Annotated in this window: 20 protein-coding genes and 2 tRNA genes; 6 read left to right on the top strand and 16 right to left on the bottom strand. The window is 37.6% G+C overall.

Annotation, left to right across the window (positions count from 1 at the left end):
* Positions 1-116: 116 nt before the first annotated feature.
* The 3 genes from D0T08_RS27225 to D0T08_RS27235 form a co-directional block, all read right to left on the bottom strand.
* Complete coding sequence (locus tag D0T08_RS27225) at positions 117-917, bottom strand: DUF1800 family protein (protein WP_116985920.1); 801 nt, start codon at positions 915-917, stop codon at positions 117-119.
* A 391-nt stretch (positions 918-1,308) separates the two neighbouring features.
* Positions 1,309-2,379: a M48 family metallopeptidase gene (locus tag D0T08_RS27230; RefSeq protein WP_116985921.1), complete on the bottom strand. Its 1,071-nt coding sequence runs from the start codon at positions 2,377-2,379 to the stop codon at positions 1,309-1,311.
* A gap of 72 nt (positions 2,380-2,451) precedes the next feature.
* Positions 2,452-3,426, bottom strand: a complete 975-nt coding sequence (locus D0T08_RS27235) for an SIS domain-containing protein (RefSeq protein WP_116985922.1) — start codon at positions 3,424-3,426, stop codon at positions 2,452-2,454.
* Between the two features lie 479 nt (positions 3,427-3,905).
* On the opposite strand from D0T08_RS27235, the gene D0T08_RS27240 reads away from it, so the two are divergent.
* Both D0T08_RS27240 and D0T08_RS27245 read left to right on the top strand, forming a co-directional pair.
* Positions 3,906-6,287 (top strand): ATP-dependent DNA helicase RecQ, encoded by a 2,382-nt coding sequence (locus tag D0T08_RS27240; protein WP_116985923.1) that lies wholly within the window; start codon positions 3,906-3,908, stop codon positions 6,285-6,287.
* A 293-nt stretch (positions 6,288-6,580) separates the two neighbouring features.
* Positions 6,581-6,952: an RNA-binding protein gene (locus tag D0T08_RS27245; RefSeq protein WP_116985924.1), complete on the top strand. Its 372-nt coding sequence runs from the start codon at positions 6,581-6,583 to the stop codon at positions 6,950-6,952.
* Positions 6,953-7,113: 161 nt separating this feature from the next.
* Here the strand turns inward: D0T08_RS27245 and D0T08_RS27250 are convergent, their stop codons facing one another.
* From D0T08_RS27250 to D0T08_RS27290, 9 genes are all read right to left on the bottom strand, one after another.
* Positions 7,114-7,746: a DUF1080 domain-containing protein gene (locus D0T08_RS27250; RefSeq protein ID WP_116985925.1), complete on the bottom strand. Its 633-nt coding sequence runs from the start codon at positions 7,744-7,746 to the stop codon at positions 7,114-7,116.
* Positions 7,747-7,839: 93 nt separating this feature from the next.
* Complete coding sequence (locus D0T08_RS27255; RefSeq protein ID WP_116985926.1) at positions 7,840-10,875, bottom strand: sensor histidine kinase; 3,036 nt, start codon at positions 10,873-10,875, stop codon at positions 7,840-7,842.
* A gap of 123 nt (positions 10,876-10,998) precedes the next feature.
* Positions 10,999-12,375 (bottom strand): L-serine ammonia-lyase, encoded by a 1,377-nt coding sequence (locus D0T08_RS27260; protein WP_116985927.1) that lies wholly within the window; start codon positions 12,373-12,375, stop codon positions 10,999-11,001.
* A gap of 72 nt (positions 12,376-12,447) precedes the next feature.
* Positions 12,448-12,840: a DUF3052 domain-containing protein gene (locus D0T08_RS27265; RefSeq protein WP_116985928.1), complete on the bottom strand. Its 393-nt coding sequence runs from the start codon at positions 12,838-12,840 to the stop codon at positions 12,448-12,450.
* Positions 12,841-12,845: 5 nt separating this feature from the next.
* Positions 12,846-13,256: a VOC family protein gene (locus tag D0T08_RS27270; RefSeq protein WP_116985929.1), complete on the bottom strand. Its 411-nt coding sequence runs from the start codon at positions 13,254-13,256 to the stop codon at positions 12,846-12,848.
* Between the two features lie 46 nt (positions 13,257-13,302).
* Positions 13,303-13,752 carry an AraC family transcriptional regulator gene (locus D0T08_RS27275; protein WP_116985930.1) on the bottom strand — a complete coding sequence of 150 codons (450 nt, stop codon included), beginning with the start codon at positions 13,750-13,752 and terminating at the stop codon, positions 13,303-13,305.
* Positions 13,753-13,799: 47 nt separating this feature from the next.
* On the bottom strand, positions 13,800-14,348 hold the full coding sequence (locus tag D0T08_RS27280; protein WP_147322862.1) for a hypothetical protein: 549 nt from the start codon (positions 14,346-14,348) through the stop codon (positions 13,800-13,802).
* Positions 14,349-14,366: 18 nt separating this feature from the next.
* The gene (locus D0T08_RS27285) at positions 14,367-14,792 is read right to left on the bottom strand and encodes a DsrE family protein (RefSeq protein ID WP_116985932.1); all 426 of its coding nucleotides are present in this window, start codon (positions 14,790-14,792) and stop codon (positions 14,367-14,369) included.
* Between the two features lie 244 nt (positions 14,793-15,036).
* A complete protein-coding gene (locus D0T08_RS27290; protein ID WP_116985933.1) occupies positions 15,037-16,095 on the bottom strand; it encodes a c-type cytochrome in 1,059 nt (352 codons plus the stop codon).
* Between the two features lie 72 nt (positions 16,096-16,167).
* Here D0T08_RS27290 and D0T08_RS27295 point away from each other — a divergent pair, with 72 nt between their 5' ends.
* Together D0T08_RS27295 and D0T08_RS27300 are read left to right on the top strand one after the other, a co-directional pair.
* Complete coding sequence (locus D0T08_RS27295) at positions 16,168-18,633, top strand: glycoside hydrolase family 9 protein (RefSeq protein ID WP_116985934.1); 2,466 nt, start codon at positions 16,168-16,170, stop codon at positions 18,631-18,633.
* A gap of 72 nt (positions 18,634-18,705) precedes the next feature.
* Positions 18,706-19,173, top strand: coding sequence for a redoxin domain-containing protein (locus D0T08_RS27300; RefSeq protein ID WP_116985935.1), 468 nt, complete (start codon positions 18,706-18,708; stop codon positions 19,171-19,173).
* Positions 19,174-19,236: 63 nt separating this feature from the next.
* Here the strand turns inward: D0T08_RS27300 and D0T08_RS27305 are convergent, their stop codons facing one another.
* A complete protein-coding gene (locus D0T08_RS27305) occupies positions 19,237-19,629 on the bottom strand; it encodes a phage holin family protein (protein ID WP_310586317.1) in 393 nt (130 codons plus the stop codon).
* An 18-nt stretch (positions 19,630-19,647) separates the two neighbouring features.
* On the bottom strand, positions 19,648-20,268 hold the full coding sequence (gene hisIE / locus D0T08_RS27310) for a bifunctional phosphoribosyl-AMP cyclohydrolase/phosphoribosyl-ATP diphosphatase HisIE (RefSeq protein ID WP_116985939.1): 621 nt from the start codon (positions 20,266-20,268) through the stop codon (positions 19,648-19,650).
* Between the two features lie 268 nt (positions 20,269-20,536).
* On the opposite strand from hisIE, the gene D0T08_RS27315 reads away from it, so the two are divergent.
* A tRNA-Gly gene (locus tag D0T08_RS27315) sits at positions 20,537-20,609 on the top strand.
* 70 nt (positions 20,610-20,679) lie between these two features.
* Positions 20,680-20,765: transfer RNA gene (locus D0T08_RS27320), tRNA-Leu, on the top strand.
* A 438-nt stretch (positions 20,766-21,203) separates the two neighbouring features.
* On the opposite strand, the gene D0T08_RS27325 is transcribed toward D0T08_RS27320, so the two are convergent.
* Together D0T08_RS27325 and D0T08_RS27330 are read right to left on the bottom strand one after the other, a co-directional pair.
* Positions 21,204-24,074, bottom strand: coding sequence for a type I restriction endonuclease subunit R (locus D0T08_RS27325; RefSeq protein WP_116985937.1), 2,871 nt, complete (start codon positions 24,072-24,074; stop codon positions 21,204-21,206).
* A gap of 105 nt (positions 24,075-24,179) precedes the next feature.
* On the bottom strand, positions 24,180-25,106 hold the full coding sequence (locus D0T08_RS27330) for a site-specific integrase (protein ID WP_116985938.1): 927 nt from the start codon (positions 25,104-25,106) through the stop codon (positions 24,180-24,182).
* Positions 25,107-25,200: the final 94 nt, after the last annotated feature.

Consider the following 25,200-nt stretch of genomic DNA (forward strand, 5'->3'; position numbering starts at 1 on the left):
TGCAGAATGAAGTAAAAATGAAAACTTATAAAACAAAAAGTAGTAGCAATCTCTTGATTACTACTACTTAAAAAATGTACCTTTAATATCTATAACCCTGTATCGTTTTTTTAGGACTAGTCACCATCTAAATTCAATTGAAACAACCCTATCGAAAATAACTGCATTATTTCTCTGGCATAATTTTCATCGGGAAATGTCTGCTTATCTACATTGGTGGCACGATTATTCATGTATGTGAGATAAACTGCCATTGATGGATGATAAGTTATTTTTTCTATAAGTGACCGGTAGTTAGTAAATGAATTTTCTAACAAAACATCATAATAACTAGACAAAGCATAAGGATTATTATCAAAAGCAGACACTCGAGAAGTAACAAAAACCTCGCTTAACCCTAAAGCTACCCTCCAACGCAGCAAATCCGCGGCTGTCATATTACCCTGAAACCATGCGACATCAAAGAAATAATCACCAACAGCAGTATTTGCAATTGTTTTAGAAGGATTTGTTCGTCTCAATGAATCTGCCAAAGCCTGATGTAGATGTTGTATATAATTGGTAATGTTAAAAGAATTTGGCATGGCCAATTGCTGGTCAACCCATTTTTCGATGCCGTTTGTTGCTACGTTTTCAATGTCAGCATAGGTTGTGCCTAAGGTGGCTTGGGAGAGTAATCTGGCGGCGGCGTTTTTATTAGGTAGATAGCCTGAACTCATCAGGGTTTTAATTCCTGTCTGATTACTGGCATTGGAAGAAGAGGTAACAGTAACATTGGTTGTTTTTCCTTTACCAAATGTTATATTTTGCTGTGCTTTACTCACCACAGTTATACTACAGAAGCCAATCAATAGGACATAAATTATTCCCTGACGGATTCTAAAAAGCCTCTGAAACACGAATAAAGGAAACCTCATTTCAAATTATAGAAATTTAGTAAATAAAAAATTGAAATAATATAGTCAATAATACACCAACATGCATCCACTTAAGAAATCAATTATTCAAATATAAAAAAGGGCACATGTATCCGAATTATACTATTTTGTACTCTTGGTGATTTTATAGAGTCAGATATTAGATTATTCTAGAAATTAGTAGTTCTTTCCTCTTTAAAAATAACCTATCAAAAGGTTGAGGAAAGTTTATAAGTAGCAATAGGTAGTATTCATTTGTTATTAACTCAAATATAAATAAAATGTTGTAAATCAGTATATTAAAATTTTAAAATATTTAGCGAGCGGATATAATATGAATGATACACCATCTATTTAAACAAAAAATACAAATCCTCTGCTACCTTCTATTTTACAAATCCTGCATTTGTTTCCAGATAAAATCTAAATTGTTATTAATACTTCCTGTTTTACCTTGGCCATTTTCTTTTATATAAGCTATTCTTTCTTCGGTCATAGGATGAGAGTTCAGGTAAGCCAGCATTTTACTCCCTTGCTTTTGTTCTTCCTCTTGCAATCGCTCCATTAGCTGTATCATTCCTTGTTGGTCTATATGATTATGATTCATAATCTGTAAGCCTTCAAGGTCAGCCTCTTTTTCCATTCTTCTTGAAAAACCTAATTGATAAATATTATCAGCTTGGTTGACAAGTACACTACCCAAAGCTCCTGAATCTCCGAAAGTTACTGAAATAAGCAAAGAACCTGCCAAGCTTCTTGCCAATCCTTTTAATGAATGTCTTTCTTTAATATGAGTAACTTCATGCGACAACAGTGCAACCAGTTCATCAGAAGACTTAAGCTTCTCTAAAATGCCACTGAACACTACCACATTGCCCCCTGGCAATGCGAAAGCATTTACCTGTTTGTCTTTAACTACTGTAAATTTTAAAGGATATTTTGTTTCAAAGTCGATTTTCCGAGCAAAATTGTTGAGAAGCTTAGTCTTTTTGGTATCAATCTCTGAGTCGCCGATAAAACTATTAAAGAGTTTCTCACCTAAGGCTATCTCTGTGGAGACAGGAATTTTTCCAGCAATGTATGCTGCTAAGGATGGCAGTAGAATAAAATAAACAAGTGCTACAATGGCAGAAAAAATAGCAATAGCAATCAATGCGCCTTTCAAAATGGCATTATATTCTCTTCCCGCAATTTCCAGACCATTTTTAGGTTTTAGCAAGTATCCAGCTAATATTTTTGCTAAAGGGCTATCGTTGGAATACTCCAAATATTGGTGAGGGAATAAGCCGTACTGCAACATGGTTTTGCCTTTGCCAGAAAATCCAGCATGGTCAATTTCAGAAACAGCCCAAATTACCTTTTTTTCATCATAATAAATACTTAAGGAATTACCAAAGACCTCGATCTGTGCCTGATGAGGCTGACTGGATTGTCCATCATAGTAGATTGCAGTATGTTGCATAAAAAGTTGTGTCCAAGTAAGAGGTTGCCACCATAGATTTACTCCAAATATAGAAAATCTATCAGAGTTTTCTTATAATAGCCCCTCTTTTAATAAATCATGCAGATGCACAAAGCCCATGAGTATACTATCTTCCACTACCACCAATTGCGTGATATTCTTTTCCTGCATTAAAGAGAGAGCCGTTACCGCATATTCATCTGGTGCGATGGCCTTGGGAGTAGTGGTCATAATATCTTTTGCTTTCAGGCCTGAAAAATCCTGTTGCTTGTTCAACATTCTACGTAAGTCGCCATCAGTGATAATTCCTAAGAGCTCGTTCTGCTCATTAGTTACTGCCGTAGCTCCTAATAACTTTGAGGTCATTTCCAGAATAACTGCATGAATATCAGCCTCAGGAGCCACTTTTGGTAAGGCATTATTTGGATACACATCACTTACTTTCAGGTACATTTTCTTACCCAGACTTCCTCCTGGGTGGTATCTGGCAAAGTCGGTACTAGTAAAACCTCTCATTTCTAATAAACAAATAGCTAGTGCATCTCCTAACGCCAGAGCCGCAGATGTAGAAGTCGTTGGTGCTAAATTCAGCGGACAGGCTTCTCTTTCTACATGAGCATTCAATACATAATTAGCATGTGAAGCCAGATACGATTTTTCATTACTTACCATCGCAATCATCATGTTTCCGTGCATCTTTAAAAGCGGTACTAAAACCTTGATTTCCGGCGTATCACCGCTCTTCGATATACACAGCACTATATCTTCTTTCTGTATCATTCCCAAGTCTCCATGTATAGCGTCAGCCGCGTGCATGAAGAGTGCAGGAGTCCCTGTAGAGTTCATGGTAGCTACAATTTTTTGTCCAATAATTGCACTTTTTCCGATACCTGTCACCACAAGTCGGCCTTTGCAAGCCATAATAGCCTCCACGCACAACTCAAAATCTTCATTAATATAATTTTTTAAAGAAAGAATTGCTTCCGCTTCATCTTGCAAAACTTTTTTCGCAACGCTTTGTATTTTTTTTTCTAACTTCGTCTTCACTTTTCTGATAAGGTATTTTGTGCACAAAAGTAGCGTTTGTTTAGCAAGCCTCAAAAGAAAGTAAGTGAAGGGTAACAAAAACCATTGCAGACAAGAAAACCGATTGACAACAAAACAATTTATAAAATCACCGAATGTATCTATTAAAAAAAAACCGAGTTAAAAATTTGTAAAACTCAAACAAAAAAATAGTATCTTAGCAAAGGCTTAAGTAATTACCTTAAATTAATTCAAACTTTTGTAGTATCTATCGGTCAGTCCTTATATCCTCTGGCCTTATAAATATCAGAATTATCCGGCTGTTGTTCGTACGATTATCTCAACCAACTATTATAATCTATCAACACGGCAACATTACTACAGCATCATATTATTTGTAGGTTAAATAGTGATTATCACTAGAGATTCAACATGAAATTGCTCAGATACTGACCTATTTTAAAAATATTGTAAATTTTCCGTACAGCAATTTTGCGTTTATGGTAGAACCAGTAATTAAACAATCATTAAAAGAAAAACTCAAAGAAATTTTTGGTTTTGATGCTTTTCGTGGCGAGCAGGAAGTGATTATTCATAACATCGTGTCAGGAAAAAACACTTTTGTTATTATGCCCACAGGAGCCGGGAAATCTCTTTGTTATCAATTACCAGCTATGGTACTTGATGGCACAGCTGTTGTTATTTCTCCGCTTATTGCCTTGATGAAAAATCAGGTTGACCAGATGACAGCCTTTGGTATTAATGCCCAGTTTCTTAATTCGACTCTGAATAAGGCAGAAATGACCAAGGTGAAGAATGATGTATTGAGTGGAGAGTGTCGACTACTCTATATTGCGCCTGAATCTCTTACTAAAGAAGATAATCTATCGTTTCTGCAGAAAGCTAAACTTTCTTTTGTAGCGGTAGACGAAGCTCACTGTATTTCGGAATGGGGGCATGATTTCAGACCGGAATACCGCCGTATCAGAGGTATTATTGATGATATCAACCCAAACCTGCCTGTTATTGCACTTACTGCAACAGCTACACCTAAGGTTCAACAAGATATTAAGAAGAATCTGAATATGGACGAAGCGATGATTTTCAAATCGTCGTTTAATCGTAAAAATTTGTATTATGAGATTCGTCCAAAAGTAGATTCTAAAAAGCAGTTGATTCGCTATATTCTGAACAATAAGGGCAAATCGGGTATTGTTTACTGTTTGAGTCGTAAAAAGGTTGAAGAGATAGCAGGCTTATTAAGTGTTAACGGTATTAAAGCTTTGCATTACCATGCTGGTCTGGATGCTGATACGCGCATGAAAAATCAGGATGCTTTTCTGAACGAAGAGGCTGACGTAATTGTAGCAACTATTGCGTTCGGAATGGGCATTGATAAGCCGGATGTTCGCTTTGTGATTCACTATGATGCGCCAAAATCGCTTGAGGGTTATTATCAGGAAACAGGAAGAGCAGGTCGCGACGGATTGGAAGGTAACTGCCTGATGTTCTATAGTTTTGACGATATTCTGAAACTGGAGAAATTCAATAAAGATAAAACCGTTACTGAAAGAGATAATGCGAAGGCATTATTGATGGAAATGGTGGCCTACTCTAACCTGGGTATCTGCCGTCGTCGTCAGTTATTGAGTTACTTCGGTGAATATGCTGATAAAGATTGTGGTTTTTGCGACAACTGTCTGAAACCTACCAAGAAATTCAAGATAGAAGACGAAGCCGTACTGGCTTTGAAAGCTATTCAGCAAGTAGGCGAAAGGTTTGATATTCAACACATTGCAGACGTGTTAACAGCCAATACTGCCAATGCGTATATCCGTAGCTATGAGCACGATAAACTGGAAGTATACGGCAAAGGTAAAGGCATGTTTGTTGAATCTGACGAAGACGATGATGACGACGAAGACGAAGAAGAATTAGATGTTGTAAACGACGACGATTCTGATGAGGACGATGATGACGCACCTGCCGTGGCAACCAAAAGTCCATCGCACTCACCTAAGAAAGTTGAAAAGCCTAAAAAAGCCGATAACAAAAAGACACCAAACGATTATTGGGTATCAATACTGCGCCAGATGATGGCATTTGGCTATATCGAAAAAGATATTGAAAATGCTTATGGAGTAGTAAAACTCTCAGAAAAAGGCACCAAATTCATTCAGGATTCTTACCCTATTACAATTTCGGAAGACCACAACTACGAGAATACCGAAAGCAGCGACGACGACGACGTGCCAATGAATGGCGGGCCATCAGGTGGTGGTGCTGCGTTTGACTCGGCATTATTCGAATTGCTAAAAGCGTTACGTAAGAAAATTGCCAAAGAAAAAAATGTGCCGCCTTACGTGGTTTTCCAGGATCCATCGTTGGAAGAAATGGCAACTACCTATCCTACTACTGCTCAGGATCTGGCGCAAATCAATGGCGTAGGTTTAGGAAAAGTTCAGAAATTCGGTAAGCCATTCTTAGAGTTGATTTCGAAATACGTTGAGGAAAACGAAATTGAAACAACACAGGATTTAGTCGTAAAATCGGCTGTCAATAAGTCAAAGATTAAGATTTACATTATTCAGCAGATTGACCGCAAGATTGATCTGGATGAAATTGCAGAATCGAAAGATTTGACAATGACTGAATTAATTGAAGAAATCGAACATATCTGTTACTCAGGTACCCGTCTGAATCTTGATTACTACATTAATCAGGTGGTTGATGAAGAGCATCAGGATGAAATCTACGACTACTTTATGAGTGCCGAAACAGATAATATTCGTGCAGCACAAAAGATTTTTGATGGTGACGATTACCCGGAAGAAGAATTACGATTAATGCGTATAAAATTCTTATCGGAGATGGCAAATTAATTTGCTTTATTTGAAATAGTGAAATAAAATCAGCCCTTGGGCAGTACTTATACAACAAAATCATAAAAAGTGTGACCAGTACCTATTTGTACTTCACACTTTTTTATTTTTTTTTGATTATGAAATCAATAAATTGGCGAATAATTAGTTAATTAGCGCGGTTTAAGAATGAAAATAAGGTTCCGAATTATTATTTTTCATTATTTATCATCAAAAAATCCTTTATTAATAGTTATTCAATAAAATAAATATACTTTTGTATAAATTTATCAATCAAATCATATCAAGTTATCATGAACATTTTTGTTGGAAGTCTTCCATTTAGAATTGAAGAAAGTGAATTAAAGCAATATTTTGAAGAATATGGTGAAGTTAGTTCTGTGAAAATTATCATCGACAAAGTTACCGGAAGAAGCAAAGGATTCGCTTTTGTTGAAATGCCAGACGATGCAGCAGCATTGAAAGCTATCGCTCAGCTAAATGGTGCTGAAATCGGTGGTCGTACAGCTGTAGTAAACCAAGCTGAAGAAAGAAGAGAAAGACCATCAGGTGGTGGCGGTGGCTTCAATCGTGGTGGTGGCGACTTTAACCGCGGTGGCGGTGGTGGTGGCTACAACCGTGGTGGTGACCGTGGCGGCAATGGCGGCGGCGGACGTAGATATTAATATCCTTCAAGATAAATCATATATTTTAGGAAACTGGGCTTCCATTTAATGGTGTGCCTGGTTTCCTTTTTATATATACCTGTAGCTTAATAGTTGCCATACTATAAAAAAGCCCCTTACCAAAGGCAAGAGGCTAATCTGTTTTATCTACTGGCTTAACATCAAGGCAATGGCTTTACCATTATATCTTTAAAATACACTTTGCTCTTAGGGTCATGGCCTTGTAAAGCAAATGTACCACTGCTTATTCTTCTACCTTTTCTATTAGCAGGCAAATCAGCAGGTTCGTCATATTCTACTGCTACCTTATCATTCACTTTAATGGTTACATGCTTATCTTTCACAATGATAGTTTCGGTATACCATACATTATCCTTTACTAAAGTATCTTTCACATCCTGAATACCATATAAGCTTCCTGTACGTCTCCAGTCAGTATGAGAATTGTTCACCTGTACTTCATACCCTTTATCAGGCCAGCTCCCTTGCTGGAAATCAGTATGGAAATAAATACCGGAATTTGAACCCGGTGTGGTCATAACCTGTGTTTTAAATTCAAAATTCTTAAAGTCATGATTGTTAACTGGCCCAACATAAAATAAGTGCGCTACGGGGCCATTAACGGCAATACTACCATTTTCGATGCTGAAAGTGCTAGCATTATCGCCTACTTTCCAGCCATCAAATGATTTACCATCAAATAAAGAATACCAACCATCTTTTGACTTTTTTTGTGCAAAACTTACATTGGTTAGTAGAAACAATACAAAAGCATAATAACAAATTCGTTTCATAAGGTATTTTGTTAGTTTAATATGGCGAATAGCCGGATTGAATAATTATGACAATTTTACGAAACTAATTTTAAATCTCAATTGACTACCTGATTAAATCCTTACAAGTTTTTTCTGCACCATCGGCACACTTAGAATAATTTCTGAACCTTTGCCGATTTCAGAGTTAATTTCAAAGGTACCACCCACTTCGGCGGCGCGACTTGCCATGTTTCGCAGCCCGTTGCGTGATGAAGGCTTATTTTTATCAAAGCCTTTACCATTGTCTTTTATTTCAATAATCAGCATGCTTCGTTGTACATGTAATTTTATATCTACATGCTTTGCCTGTGCGTGCTTGGTAATATTGTGTAAGATTTCTTTGACTATCAGAAAGATATTTCTTCGAACCTCCATCGACAAGTTTCCTGCCTGATTAGTAATGGAGAAATCTATGTTAACATCTATATCCTGTGCCTGTAAGGTTTGAACGGTGTGGTCTCTGAGTCGAACAAAGAAATTTTCGAAATCATCATTTTCCGGACGGATATTCCATATCATGTCGTCAATGGCGCTACTCAATCGGCTTACTTCCTCTGGTATCTGTTTCAGTAGCTGATTTGACGGGTTCTGTGGGTCAATTTTCTTACTGGCCATCACGCTCAAAAGGCTGATACTACTCAACGAAGACCCAATATCATCGTGCAAATCTCTGGATATTCGGTTGCGAACCTCTTGCAATTTCAAAAGCTGATTGATACGGAAACGATAAAACAGATAGGCAAGAACAATAATCAATGCTACAATCAAAGTCTTAAACCACCAGGTCTCGTAGTAATAAGGCGCTATAGAAAAATTAACGGCCACCTCCTTCAATTGCTTATTACCCTTTTCATCAAATAACCGCACATGAAAGGTGTAGCCACCGGGTGATAAATTATTGTAGGTAAAAGTAGCATTATCCCTCCCATCAATCCAATTATCTTCCAGTCCCTCCAGATAATAACTATAATGATTCTGGTTATCTTTCAGAAAATTGAGCGCTGAGATATGAAAGGTAATAGCGTTTTCGGTACGTTTTAGGTCAAAAGGTTTCGTCCAGTCATAAAATCGTTGCTCATTATTGACAGTAACCGAACTGATGGCGATATTATCTAAGGCCCGGCTTTGTAGTATTTGTTCTGTATTAACGATATTAAGACCATTCTTTTGCCCAATCAGCAATTCCTTACCCCCATTCATATAAAAGCTGAAAGTAGTATTATCGCTTAGCAGGCCGTCATTCTGGGTAAATCTCAGAAAACGGTTTTGTGAGGGAATATATAATTGCAGCCCTCCCAGAGTTCCTATCCAGATATTACTATGGCTGTCCTCCGCAATTTGCCGGCATTCTACATCATAGATACCATTTTTTGAACTCAAATCCATTTTTACTTTATAATTTTGACTGATTTTTGCCAGAATATCCCATCCCGTCACCCATACATTGCCCTCTTTATCTAATAATAGTTTAATCACAGAAATCTCCCGGTTATCATTTTCTGTAAATTTTACCTGCTGGAATTTTCTTGTTTTTTCATCAAAATAGAAAACTCCACCGGTAGTAGCCAGCCAGAAACGCCCCTGTTTATCTTCCAGAATATCCATCAGCCACCGGTCATGCATCAATTCATCATGATCCTTTTTATCCCATAGCGTAAGTTCTTTACCTGTCTTTTTATCAACCACATGCAGGCTCAGATAATGATTGATAATCCAAAGGCGCTTTTTTGAATCTTGCATACCTATGGAATAAAAAGGCACTGTGAAGAAACCATGATGGGTAATAAAGGGGGTAGGAATAAATTTCTGTTTTTTGGGGTCAAACACAAAAATACCCTCAAAATCATTATCCTCAGGATTCTCTTTCCCGTCAACCCAAGTTTGCCATTGATTGGTAAAAATCCATATTCTACCTTCTTCATCCTGTAACATCTGCCGGGTCTCAGCCTGAGCTGGATAATGCGGATATTCAAAAAACTGCTTGGAGTTATCAGCCTTATTCCATTTGACCATTCCCCATCGCGAAAAACCCAAGTAAAAAGTTTGTCCGCTTGCATCTGTGCTGTCTTTCAGAATAGCATTAATGGTAAGGTTTTTCTGTGGAATGACATTCGCAAAATTGATACTTTTAATTAATTGATTATGAGGATTATAGACAAAAAGGCCATCCTGCGCGGTACAAAACCATACTACTCCTGTCGTTGGACTTTTGCAGATATTGAATACCTGAATTTCATCAGAATGTATGTCTTCATAAAAGTAAAATTTCTCTTGCTCAGGTCTGAAAATCCCAATGGTTTTTCCATTGCTTACCCACAAAATATCCTTACCATTCTCGTCTTTATCGGCACAAACCGACATGATGTGATTCCCGTAAAATTTGACTTCCTCCGTCTGAGGGTCAAATCTTACCAAACCTTTCTGAAAGGCGGCAATCCAGATAATACCATTTTTATCAATGATAGACCGGCTGGCTTCAAAGAAAAACCGTTTGGCAGGATTAGCAATATTTGGCCCTATCACACAGCGTAACTGTTGTTTTACTGCATCATACTTATAAATACCTACATCTAAACCTATCACCCACAGGTTTTTCTGTTTATCTTCTATAAAATCACCTTTGATGTCTTTATAAGTCGTATTGGGCAGAGGGAAATACTTAAATTTGAAGGAATTCGGATCAAACCGATAAACGCCATGAAAATCACTTATCCAGCCATGCTTGTTGTGGTCGAAATAAATATTGCCATAATTACCATCGCTTAAGGGTGGCAATTTGTTGGTGAAATCATTAATCTTGAAAGTCTTATTATCGATTCTCCCAAAGGGTATACTGGTTGAAGAAAACCAGATATTGTTGGCCCAATCGGTGCTTACACCGTGGTTATAGATACCCTCTACTCTTGTAAAATTCTGAAACCGATAGCCATCGTAGCGTGTCAGGTATTTACGGGTACCTATCCAGGCAAAGCCTCCTTTATCCTCAATCACATTCAATACATTATTACTAGGCAAACCATCCCTAGATGTCAGATGCTCAAACCTGACCTGTGGCAATTGTGCATAGGTAACAAAAGAAGTAAATAATAGGAGAACGAGAAACTTCATGGCTTAATAAAAGACTACCCGCAATTGCAGTTTTTATGACCGAATCTAGGCAAATTCTTTCATAAAACAAAGGGAGAACCGTTTGATTCCCCCTTAATCTATCAAAGAATTTACTGTACGGCTTTAACATTCTGTAGCACTTAATGCCAGGCCCGCCTGTGAGGTCTCCTTATATTTTTTCGACATATCTTTTCCGGTCGCCCGCATTACCTTAATCACGCTATCTAAAGATATTTTCTGATAACCCGTATTGCCTGATGATGCCAGAAGGTAAGCATTATAGGCCTTAATAGCTCCCATAGCATTGCGCTCAATACAAGGGATCTGCACATAACCCCCGATAGGGTCACATGTCATGCCTAAATGATGCTCAATGGCAATTTCGGCAGCCGCTTCCACAGTTTCAATCGAGCGTCCGGCACAATAGGTCAACATAGCAGCAGCCATGGCTGAAGCCGAGCCTATTTCTCCCATACACCCCATTTCTGCCCCTGAAATACTAGCATTGTGTTTTATCAGGAAACCCACCGCTGCAGCTGCTAGCATGCCTTCTCTCAATTTCTGTTTATCATAATGATAATGGTTACGAAGCAGATAGGTAATGCCCGGAATTACCCCAGATGCACCCGAGGTTGGCGCTGTCACCACTATATTCCCTGCGGCATTTTCTTCTGATGCTGCCATGCAATAGGCATTCAGAAAAACCATAAAGCTATCTGTAGCAGAGGCATGACTTTTGGCTTGTTCGAACAAAACGGGGGCTTTTCTTCTTAGCTTGATGCTACCCGGTAAAACACCTTTATGTCGTAAACCCCTCTTAACCGCCTTATGCATGGTTTCCAGAATATCATCTATTTTTTGGTAGATTTCTTTGCGAATAAGCCCGGTTAAAGCCATTTCGTTGGCTATCATCAGATCAGTTAAGGAAAGCTTATTTTTTATTAACTGCTCCATCAACTCATCCATCGTAGAAAAAGGAAAGGCAGGTACTTTATTTGTAGCAGCCTGCGTGTCTTCACCCTTACGTTGAATAAATCCTCCACCTACTGAATAATATTCTTCTTCCAGAATGATTATTCCATTGCTCAACAATTGAAAAACCAAAGTATTCGGATGTGGAGAATCATAACGCCCTCTTTCAAACAAAATACTTTTGGCTTTAAGCGTAATAGGTTTTCCATAAATACTAATTTGATAAATATCGTCCGGGTTTTTCAATAAAGCTGTGAAAGCATTGGGTTCACAAGTATCGGGTAACCATCCTAAAAGCCCTGCAATAACTGCTCTGTCAGTTCCGTGTCCTTTACCTGTAGCACTTAAGGAGCCATATAGATGTATTTTTATCTGAAGAGGTTCTGTTAATTGTGATTCGGGCAGAACCTTGGCTCGCTGCAGGAAGTCATAGGCCGCCTTCATAGGCCCGATGGTATGCGAACTTGACGGACCAGGCCCAATTTTGAATAAATCAAAAATGGAAGTCGTTATGGGTTCTTTAAGCATTGTCGTAGATGAAGTTAATTCTTTCACGAATTAATACCATTTCAGACAAATCACAAAATCCGGCAGGTTCTTTTATTTCCCGATCATTGCTGGCGGACGGCCACGTAGGGCGCTCCAGGTATCATCAATAGCAATCTGTGTAACCGCCTGAACGCCTGCCAATTCTAAGGCAGTCCAGACTGTTTCTCTTTTAATATCACTTTTGATTTTCCCGGTTCCTTTCGGATAACACGCCCAGAACAGACAATCGTATTTGCCTGCATCTTTTACCTCAGCACAAAGCCTTTCGAGTTCTTCCTGCTTTGTAGCAAATACCTGTACAAAATCATATTTTTTACCCGCTTTTGCCGTGGTATCATGAGCCATATCTTTCAGTATAGCCGTATATTCTGCAGGGGCATTTACGATGAGTAAGGCCCCTGTATCGTTCAATCTTAGTTTCTTGAAAATAGCTACTGCATCCATATTTCTTATTGTTTTTGACCCAGACTAAACCAATTGCCCGAATCATCTTTAAACAAGGCCTCTATACCATAGAACTCTTCTTTAGGTGCTTTGGTAAACTCAACACCTTTGGCTTTCAGTTCTTCGTAGGTAGCATAAATATCATTGCATTGAAAAACGGCATAACCAAAAGTACCTCTTTTAACCAGTTTTTTCATTTGCTCTGCCGACTCATCATCGAACATCATGCCTGAAACAATCGGCATTAATGTAATTTCTATATCTGGTTGTTCGGGTGTGGTTACTGTCAACCAACGCATACCCGGCCCCATAGGTGCATCGGTAGCTACCTGAAAACCTAATTTATTTACATAGAAATCGTAAGCACTGTCCTGATCTAAGACATAAATACTTACATGGGAGATTTTTGAAATCATGGTCTTGTTTGTTTAAACTTTTATTAAGACAAACTTCGATAATCCTTTATGAAACCACTTCTTCAAAATTGCTTTTTTGCTTCCAGCCTTTGGCTTCTGCAAAACAACCGGGTATATATCTCAATGGCTTCGCCAGAATTTCAGTCTGACGCATCAGTTGCTCTTGCTGATAGACCGATGGCGTTTTGCCCACACTCCTCTTGAATAAACCTGTAAACGAACTCACACTATCAAACCCAACACCATAGCAAACCTCTGCCACAAGTATGGCTGTCTTTAAGAGTCCTTTGGCTTTCTCTATTCTCACATAAGTAAGATACTGATGTGGTGTTTTGCCATAGGTATTCCTGAAAAGCCTGATGAAGTGAAATTTCGAAAAAAACGCTTCATCTGCAATATCATTCAAATCAATGTTTTCGGGATAATGCTTATCAATAAAGAGTTTCGCCTGTACTATTCTGCGGTATAGATAAACTTTTGGGTATTGGGATTGCATGAGAATCTAGTTAGTGAACTTACATATTAAAAATCTCTATATATTTACTAGTCATTTATACTATTCCCGTCATAATCAAATTTATATATTCGATTATCATAATCATCTCTGACCAATATGTAATCCTTTTCTAGAATAAAATCAGCTCTATCATCCATCGCAACAAAAATTTGCCAGACGATATTTCCATTTTTATCCAATTGTGCAATTCCTATTTCACCATGAACAATATAAGTTTCCTTATATTTAAAAATTTCAAAACAGGCTGGCGAATTGACTTTTGTTTTCCACAGTAAAACTAAGTCGGGAATAGATAAACAAAATATGGTATCAGAGCAACATAGTAAGAATCTATCCTCTTCAAAAATAACAGCACTTTGGTGATAAACTGTTACCCCTCTTGATGCACCAATAACTACACTATCTAATAATTCATCATCTTCAAAAATTTTGATGCCGAAAACTGTTGTAAGTTCAGATGAAGAGTCACCAAAATATTCAAAGTCATACGAAAAGACATTATCTGCACTTCCCCTCGTGAAGGTGTAATCTTTATAAATATCTATTTGGTATTTTCCGACAGTATGCAAGGTCAAATATTGATTATATTATTCTTAATGCCCCGCCTTCTGATAACTCCACCCCTCTTCCTGCTTCAACACAGTTTCAGCAATAGCTGATGGTACAAAACTACCCGCAGGTAATATATCAGTATCTACCAGTTTGTAGCGTTTCATGGTGTTGCGACAAACGGCAAATACTACACCGTCTTTTTGCAGTTGTTCTATTTGTGCCGCATAAGGAGAAGTGCCTTTTTTAATAAAATCAATGGCAGGCCCATGAATCAGTACTTCTACTTTTGTACCGGGCAATTCTCTCCATAAATTTCTGATCTGACGCATCACGATACTCTGATCGGTAGTATCGGCACTATTCATATCAATTAATAACTTATGTGTTTTGGTTTGCGCATAAGTAGTTGAGAATGCCAATAGCATCATTCCCAATGCTACTGCAAAAATCTGCATACGAGTTTTCATAGGATATATTGTTTAATTTGTTTTATTGGTCTTGTGTGTCACGCCGCGCGACGGTCGCCTATACTCGTCCGTAAAAGAGCCGGACGCCGCGCGGGTGGCACGCATATGTGTTCATCAGGTTTAATTCAACTAATCTACTTAACTGATAATAGTGGCTCAAATTTAGTTTTCTGGAGTTCTTATGCGTGCCACTCCCTTTCTAGTCCGGGTATAGGCGACCGTCGCGCGGCGCGACACGCAGACCTTATTTTTTCTCATACCACTCTTTAATAGGCTTAAAAGGCCCATACTTATGCTGTTGCTCGCTGAATGAATCGGTATAAGGACCAAAAGGATGGTCTACCGGCTTTTTAGCTATATCCGGCCAGTCGGCGCTTAAATCTTTTGTCGGGCGAGGCATTGAGTTCACAAATGCCGCCACATCCCATGCTTCTTCATCGCTTAGCTTAGGTTTTTCGTAGGTTGTTCCTAAAGGCATATTGTATTTGACGTATCCGGCAAACATCGATATCCTGAATAAACCAGCTCCTGTATTATAACTATGCTCGCCCCATAGTGGTGGGTAGATATAGGTTTTATCATCAGCAGCCATCACACCCTGCCCACCTGGCTGATGGCAGGACTGGCAGTTTTTCTCATACACCATTCGTCCTTTTTCAGGGTTTGCAGCTCTTGCTAGATATTTCACTTTAAAAATACCCGTTCCTTTGGGTGATACTCTTTTAGGCACGTCTGTACCTAACCATTTAATATAGGCCTTTATTGCTTGCATTTCATAGCTTGTCGAATCCAGGGCTTTGCCGTTCAGGCTGCGTTCCAGACAATCATTCACCCGTTTTACTATACTTTCTTTTGAACCCGACCTTGCCCTGAATCTTGGATAAGTAGAATAGACGGCAAAATAGTTATTGCCCCAGGGTTGAGTACCTGCCTGCAAATGGCAGTTCTGACAGTTCATTCCATTTGATAGCTGTCTGACACTTCCATTTGGTCCGAGATATTTCGCAGTATGTGCTATTAACTCCTTACCATAGTTTATCTTTTCTTTTTCCTCTTTCTGTAGCCTGTCCATTCGCCAATCTGAAGGGGCAGTCCAGAGGCTTACAAAATTTGTGTCAATTTTAATGAATTTCTTCTCATTTGCAGATAAATTTGAAGCAGATTCAGAGACAGGGAAAAAACTTTTCAGTAATAGCCCCAGAATCAGAAAAGCCAGTATAGAAACTATGGCAACAATCCATTTCAAACTGATAAGGATTGTTTCGATAGTTTTATCTGTAGGCTTTTGCTCCGGAGAAGACATAAAAATAGGGTATGTTTTCTTTATGTTAATGCAAAATACACAATTTCCATTAATCCTAACCAACACCAATTCATGAAATTTCTGAAAACAATTCTATTTATATTAATTCTTCCAATTGCCAGCTTTGCGCAACAATATGTTCGGGTCAATCAGTTGGGCTATACACCTAATGCTATCAAAGTAGCTGTACTCTTATCAAAAGACAATACCCCTATTCAATCTTTCGAAATCAGAGATGCATTAACGGATAAGGTTGTTTTTAACTCTAATAAAATCAGTTCACAGGGAGCCTTTGGTAATTTTACCGCTTCTTACCGATTAGATTTTTCAGCCTTTCAGAAAACAGGGGCTTATTATATTTATTTACCCAAAGCAGAATCTGTCAAATTCAGAATTGCCAACAATGTTTATGCCGGAACAGCCGATTTTCTATTGAAATACATGCGTCAGCAAAGGTGTGGCTATAATCCATTTCTGAAAGATTCCTGCCATACACAGGATGGCTTCATTGTCTATCATACCGATCCTAAAAAAGACTCCACCCATATCAATGTGGTTGGTGGCTGGCATGATGCCTCTGATTATCTGCAATATACTACTACTACTGCCAATGCTATTTACCAGATGCTGCTGGCTTATCAGCATAATCCTATGGCCTTTAAAGATGCCTATAATGCTAATGGACAAGAAGGTGCGAATGGCATACCAGATATTTTAGATGAGGTAAAATGGGGCATTGACTGGCTTCTACGCATGAATCCGGCCTACGGAGAAATGTATAACCAGATTGCCGACGACCGCGACCATTCAGGATTGCGCTTACCCACACAAGATGTGGCCAATTATGGCAAAGGCAAAATGCGCCCTGTATACTTTTGCACAGGCAAACCGCAAGGGGCTTTTCAATACAAGAGCAGGGCAACGGGCATCGCTTCTACTGCTGGGAAATATGCCTCTACCTTTGCACTTGGCTCAAAAATCTTACAAAGATATTACCCAGATTATGCTAAGAATTTAAAAACCAAAGCTGTAGAGGCTTATGATTGGGGTAAGAAAAACCCGGGGGCTTGTCAGACAGCGCCGTGCAAAGCGCCTTATTTTTATGAAGAAGATAACTGGACAGATGATATGGAACTGGCAGGCGCAGAATTAGCCAAACTCACAGCTGATAAAGCTTATATGAAAGATGCCATAGATTTCGCCAAGCAGGAGACTGTTACTCCCTGGATGATTAATGATACTGCCCGACATTATCAATGGTACCCGTTTATGAATGCAGGGCATTATCAGGTGGCTAATCAGACTGCCGATAAGCAGACCTATAAAAATTATTATGAGAAAGGTTTAAACGCCATATTGTCCAGAGGAAAAAAAAATCCTTTTCTGAATGGAATTCCGTTTATCTGGTGTTCTAATAATTTGGTAACTGCTACGCTTACTCAGCTTCACTTATATAGAAAAATGGGTGGGCAGGGTTTTGAAGAAATGGAAGCAGCCTTGCGGGACTGGTTATTTGGCTGTAATCCCTGGGGCACAACAATGATTGTTGGCTTGCCTCTCACAGGTGATTCACCGGAAGATCCACATTCATCCTTTAGTATAAAATACAATTATCCAATCGATGGTGGTTTGGTAGACGGGCCTGTAAGAAACTCTATTTTTTCAGGCTTGAAATATGTCAATTTGCGTTTCCCTGATGAATACGCAGATTTCCAATCAACGTTGGCAGTCTATCATGATGATTTTGGCGATTACTCAACTAACGAACCTACGATGGATGGGACCGCGTCTCTGACTTATTATTTATCAACTTTGGAAACGACTGTCCCGATAATTACTAAAGCTCAAAACAAAACTATTACTAAAGGAGCTATTACTCGTTTCAATCCACAACACAAGATTATTCGGCTGGCTTTTACAGGGCATGATTTTTATGAAGGTGGACAAACAGTCAGGAATACCTTAAAGAAAAATGTAGTAAAGGCCTCTTTCTTCTTTACAGGAGACTTTTATAGAAATCCTGAAACACAATCGCTCATTAAAAATTTACAAGCTGACGGGCATTATTTAGGCGGGCATTCAGACAAACATCTACTTTATAATGACTGGACAAAACGTGACTCATTGCTGGTGAGCAGAGAAGAATTTGAAAACGACCTGAGAGCCAATTATGAGGCAATGGCAGATTTTGGCATTAGCAAGGAAAAAGCTCTTTATTTCATGCCGCCTTATGAATGGTATAATGAAACCATAGCAGAATGGACAAAGGCATCAGGTCTGCAATTAATCAATTTTACCTCCGGTACAGGTTCAAATCGAGATTATACATACCCGGAAATGGGTGGAAGATATGCCAGCAACCAAACTATCATGAACGATATTCTGAAATATGAAGCCAATGCTAAAGACAAATTGAATGGTTTTGTATTGCTCTTGCACTTAGGTACTGATCCACGGCGAAAAGAGAAATTCTATAATCGTTTAGATGAATTGATTAAGGCACTGAAAAAGAAAGGCTATAAATTTGAGCGTTTGTGAGTTTATAGAGAAACTGTTTCAAAACATTCTCTGTTCCGTATTAATAATTATATTTATTTAAAACCTTTGATTATGTCATTACAAATTGGCGACCAGGCACCTGATTTCAAATTATATAGCAGCGAGAAAAAAGAAATAAATCTTTCTGATTATCGTGGCAAAAATGTAGTAATATTATTCTTCCCATTGGCATTTACAAGCGTGTGTACAGCAGAACTTTGCCAGATGCGCGACGATATAGCTACCTATGCAAGGCTTAATTCTGAGGTTTTAGGCATTTCGGTGGATTCGCTTTATACATTGGGCAAGTTTAAAGAAGAGCAAAAACTACCCTTCCCATTGCTATCAGACTTTAATAAAGAGGTTTCTCAGGCTTATGATTCACTTTACGAAACTTTTGCTTATGGTATGCGCGGCGTATCTAAACGCTCGGCCTTTGTGATAGATAAAGCCGGAGTTATTCAATACCCAGAAGTATTAGAAAAAGCGAGTGAGGTACCGGATTTTGTAGCGATTAAAACTACACTGGAGAATTTATAATCAGTATTTTCAACCTGATATAGTATCCCCCCCTCTTGCATTGGCAAAAGGGGGATTTTATTTTTAATCCTGAAACCCGCTCACAATTCCGTTTACGATTGATAGGATAAACCCGAAGATAAGCGGTTGTAAGAAGCCATCTACACCAAAGCCCGGTACTAAATAGGCGCAGACATACACCACAAACACGTTTACAACCAGATAGAAAAATCCTAAAGTAAGAATGGTAATCGGCAATGAAAGCAATTGAAGGATGGGTTTAACAAACGTATTAAGGATACTCATAACAAAAGCTACAATCACTGCGGTTGTAAAAGTATCGACATGAATTTTACTTAAAATAGCAGGCATAAAATATACTGCGGCACCGCAGCATATCAAACGAATAATATAACTGAGCATAGTAAAGGATCCTCCTTCCCCAAAGGAGATCAGGTTTAGAGTTAGTACTAACATTCCCTCCTGGGGAGGCCCTTACGGACGAGGGGCATGTCTTTTTATCAAAACATCGAGTACTTCGTCAAACTCGTAGTTTTTCTGTTCTAAAAGTACTAAATAATGATAGAATAAATCAGCGGCCTCGCCCAAAAATAATTCTTTATTATCATCTTTGGCCTCAATCACCAATTCTACTGCCTCCTCTCCTACTTTTTGTGCTACTTTATTGATACCTTTTTTAAATAAATGACTTGTATAAGACTCGTCAGTGGGGTTTTGCTTTCTGTTTTTGATAACTTCACGCAATTGATTCACAAACAGAATCTTTTTATAATCTGCACTATTCACCTCATTAAAACAGGTATCAGCACCAGTATGACAGGTAGGGCCATCAGGCGAGGCATGAATCAGAATAGTATCGCCATCGCAATCCACGCGTATTTCTTTTACATGCAAAAAATTATTAGAGGTCTCTCCTTTCGTCCAGAGTCTTTGTTTGCTTCTGCTGAAAAAAGTAACAATATTTTCCTGTTGGGTTTTTTCGTAGGCTTCTGTGTTCATATAGCCCAGCATTAATACTTTGCCTGTCTGATAATCTTGTATAATAGCAGGTACGAGCCCATCAGGTGATTTTTCAAAATCAATTTTCATATCTATTCCATCCGTAATTTTCCACAAAAGTACAGATGTTCAAAAACTATTACCTATAAAACCTTGAAAAATTGTAGATATATCACATTCAGTTTTAGAAGCTATTTTACTCATGAAAATTTTTTCAAAAAAATATTAGCTATAAAGATTCTTATAATCAGGCACTTATAGGAAAGCGTAAAAAAAATATTGATTTTTTTTAGTTGAGGGCTTGACATATATAAAAACTCCTGCTACCTTTGCAGTCCCATTCAACACCAAATGAATGTGATACGCGGAAGTAGCTCAGTTGGTAGAGCGTAACCTTGCCAAGGTTAAGGTCGCGAGTTCGAGACTCGTCTTCCGCTCTGAAAAGTTCAGCACCCTTTAAAAGGTGCTTTTTTTTTCAAAAAAGGGCTAGCCGCTCGCACACCATCCGCCGGGGTGGTGGAACTGGTAGACACGCAGGACTTAAAATCCTGTGAGCCGAAACGCTCGTACGGGTTCGATTCCCGTCCCCGGTACTTCTAATCAATTGATAATCAGCGAGTTATACATAAATTGTATAACTCGCTTTTTGTTTCTTATTTCATTGGTACAACATAGGTACAACAAAATATAAACCTATTTAGGATGAATCGTAAGTAAATGACTACGGTATTATATAAGGCTTTTTTTCTTGAAAATCTTATTCGGTTTATCAAAAGTATATTCATGGTTACTTTCATTGAACGAAATGCTGGCAAACCCATTTCTCTTAATCAGTGGGTCGAGAGTTCGAGTCTCTCCGGGGTCACCTGACAATCAAGCACTTACAAGGAAACCCTTGTAAGTGCTTTTTATTTGCACAAAATTTGCACAGAAATTCCGTGGTTTTATCCTGAAGCTTGAATCAATTATCGGTTTGATAGTACTTTATCTAATGAGGTACATATTTTATAAAACTACCTTTATTCTAATATCTAATTCCCCGTAACTCCCCTAACAAACATATCTACAAAACTCAAAAGCTTATTCCATATTCTGTCTCCTGTTTTTTTCCGTTGTAAAACAGACGGCTTTTCTCCTTCTATCAATTCTAATAATTCATCACGCAATGGTTCTCTTTCAGAAAAAAGATAATTTTCAACTACCTTTTCCGCTTTCTCTTTAGATAAATTTTCTTCTTTTACCAATTTTGTGAATGCTCTTTCCTGCTCCTGATTCCAGAATCTTTCAAACTCATTGGGAATATTATCCATATCTTCAATAAAGGGTAGATTCTCCTGAATAAACTTTTCTATCAATTCTCTTTTACTCCTTAAAGAAACTTCAGTATTTAAAAGATTAAAGATTTCCTTTTCTATGCCTTCTTTATCATTTGGATTGTGTTTAGACTTTAACTTTATGAGCAATTGAAGAATGTAATTTACATTAATAGTATCTCGTCTTATAAGCTCTAATTCAAAATCAATATCATTCAGAATAGAAATCTTATCTTCATTGGGCTTTAGCGTGATTTTTTCCTTTATATCCAGATATTTACTTGTATAATCGGCAAAAAGTTGTTCTTCAATAATTAAATCGTCCCATTGAAACTCACTATAATGACTCATTTTCTTATGAAGCCTTATTAATGTTCTAAAGGCGATAATAAACTGCATTTGCTCATCTTCTGTATACAAACTATCAACTGAATTAACTTGTGGTGCAATTTCCATTAATCGTTGAACACCCTCATTAAATTCCTCTACATATTTTTCATATGGCTCTACAATGATTTCATCAATCGCTTCTTTATTACTAAATAAAGTTATGGCTTCATCTGTCCTATCTTTCAGGTTGCGGAAACAAACAATATTCCCTTGTGTTTTATTTTTATCGAATGTCCGGTTTGTACGGCTAAAAGCCTGTATCAGGCCATGATATTGCAAGTTCTTATCGACATACAACGTATTTACGTACTTACTATCAAATCCAGTTAGAAACATGTTTGCAACCAATAGAATATCTGCCTCCTTGTATTTTGCTCTTTTAGCAACATCATTATAATAGTTATAAAAGCTTTGACTGTCTTTAGTGCTATGCGAAGTACCAAATAGTATATTAAAATCATGAATATAGGCATCTAAAAGCTCCCGACGATGTGGTTTATACCCATATTGTAACTGAGGTTCGGCTGCCATACTCGCACTCCCATACATCGCAACCTGATTATCCATCTCCTCTTCATTCTGCATAAAACTGAAAATAGTTACTACTTTCAACTTGTGTTCACCTCTTGATTTCTTAGCCTTAAAAATTTCGTAATATTGAATCACAGCATCAATATCCTGCACACACATCATAGCACATAAGTTCTTGTTCTGCGTTTTCTGGTCATGATATTTGATGATATAATCTACAATCGCATTTTTACGTTCAGGGGCCTCAAACACTTCTGTTTCATTAATTTGTTCTACCTGTAAGTCTATAATATTTTCCTTTTGCTTAAACGTCCTGATATATTCAACTGAGAATCTCAAGACATTTTCATCTCTGATAGCATCAGTAATCACGTATTTATGCAAGCACTTACCAAACAAACTTACAGTTGTTTTTTCTCCATTAGCATTTTCAGCTAAAATAGGGGTACCAGTGAATCCAAATAATTGAATATTAGAAAAATAGCTGACTATGTGCTGATGAGTCTCCCCAAATTGTGACCGATGGCATTCGTCAAAAATAAAAACCATTCTTTGTTGCTGAATAGTATTCATTCTGGAGATATTTCGCCCCATAATAGCATTATTGAGTTTCTGAATAGTGGTAACAATGATTCTTATGTTAGGGTCATTAAATTTTCGGATAAGGTCATCTGTATCGGTTGCAGAGCTCACACAACCTTTGCTAAATTTGTCGTATTCCTGATTAGTCTGATAGTCTAAATCTTTCCTATCTACTACAAAAACTACTTTCTTGATAGCAGGAATTCTGGACAATATCTGGCTAGTTTTAAAACTGGTAAGCGTTTTACCACTACCTGTCGTATGCCAGATATAACCATTCTTTTCCACCGAGTAGCCATTCAGAATCTCATTTTCAGTAACTTTTTTAATGATTTTTTCAACCGCAAAATATTGATATGGACGTAGTACCATCAGCCTCTTGTCTATTTCGTTCAATACAATATACTTACAGATAATTTTACTAATATGACAGGGTTCTAAAAAGACATCCGTGAATTCAGTAAGAATATTATTTAGTGGTTTATTATTTTCGTCTGTCCATTGAAATGTCTGCAAGAATTCTTGTGTATGTATACCGAAATTGCTGAAATATTTAGTATTAACTCCATTACTGATGACGAACAATTGAATAAAATGAAATAAACCATTCCCTGCACCAAAACTATGTTTTTGATAACGATTGATTTGATTAAACGCTTCTTTCATCTCCAATCCCCTTCGCTTCAATTCAATCTGCACCAAAGGTAAACCATTAATAAGTAGGGTCACATCATAGCGGTTTTCATATTTTCCTTCCTGCTTTATCTGATGAGTAACTTGATATTCATTCTGGCACCAATGGTCTAAATTCAATAACTCAAAATAAAGATTATCTCCATTATCTCGCAGAATATGCTGCTTTTCCCGTAGTGTTTTTGCCTTCTCAAAGACTGATCCTTTGTTTAATATATTCAGTATCTTCTCAAATTCGGCACTGCTGATTTCTATATTGTTATGCTTTTCCAGCTGAGTTTTCAGGTTATTTAGCAATGCTTTTTCATCAGCTATAAGAATATAACTATAGCCCAGTTTTTGTAATTGAGCAATAAGTTGTTCCTCTAATACTTGTTCTGATTGTTTACTCACAGTAGTTATGAATTAGGAGTTTAGGTTATTTTAGCCACGTACCGAATCACAAATTCAACAAATTAAATAACTCTAATTCATTACTCCTAATTCATAGGCTAAAACTTATCGTAATCCCTTAAACATTTGTTCAATCGCTTTCTTTTTTTGTTCAAGGTTAGGATGAACATAGAGGTTTAAAGTCGTACTGATATTGGAATGCCCCAACAAAACACTCACTGTTTTATAATCGCAGTTACTTTCGATACACCTTGTAGCAAAACTATGTCTGAGCCCATGAAATTTTAGTTCAGGCATCCCTAATTCTTTCATCATATTTTTATAATAACTCCGATAGGTTCTTGGCTCAGTAGGTTTGGCGTCGTTGGTTAATACGAAAAAACTGTTGTTCACTATTTTTTTGAAAGGCTTAAGCATTCGTAATAAATCTTTGCTTATCGGAATATCACGAATAGAGTTCGTTGTCTTAGGCGTATCCAGAATAAGCTCGGTTTTACGAAGTCCATCTTCAACTGTATAAATTCTTTGAATAGTTCGCTTCACGCTAATAATTCCGTTCTCTGTGTCAATATCCTCCCAAGTGAGCGCACACACTTCACCAATCCGCATACCTGCACTCAGACAGATATAAACACCTAAATTTCGGAAGGTAAAGTGCTCATTGATATATTTCATTATCTTTTTTTGGTCAGAGCGGCTAAGTACTTCTATACTATGTTTCTCACGCTCGGTTGGGTATTGAATGTCGAAGGGTTTGTATCCCAGCCACTTGTTTTTAGCTCCGAATTTGAGAATCATTTTTAAAACAATCAGAATATCCTTTACCGTCTTCTGACTTAACCCACTCTCTAATTTCTGAAACACAAAAGCCTGCACATCCGCTTCTTCAATTTGGTCTTTATCCCCAAAAGCCGGTAATAAATGATTTTCAATTAATAGCACATAAGCTGAAAAACTTGATTTTTTTACATACTGTTTTTTGTCTGTTTTCCACAGACTAATCACTTCTGACATTTGTTTTTGTACATTCATAAGAATTGGATTTAAAAATTTATTTATGAATCGCAAAACAACACTAATAGGATTTGAAACGCTAAATACTTTATGTTCCTAATTTAAGATTCCC

Source organism: Emticicia sp. C21 (assembly GCF_003418935.1).
Taxonomy (GTDB): Bacteria; Bacteroidota; Bacteroidia; order Cytophagales; family Spirosomataceae; genus Emticicia.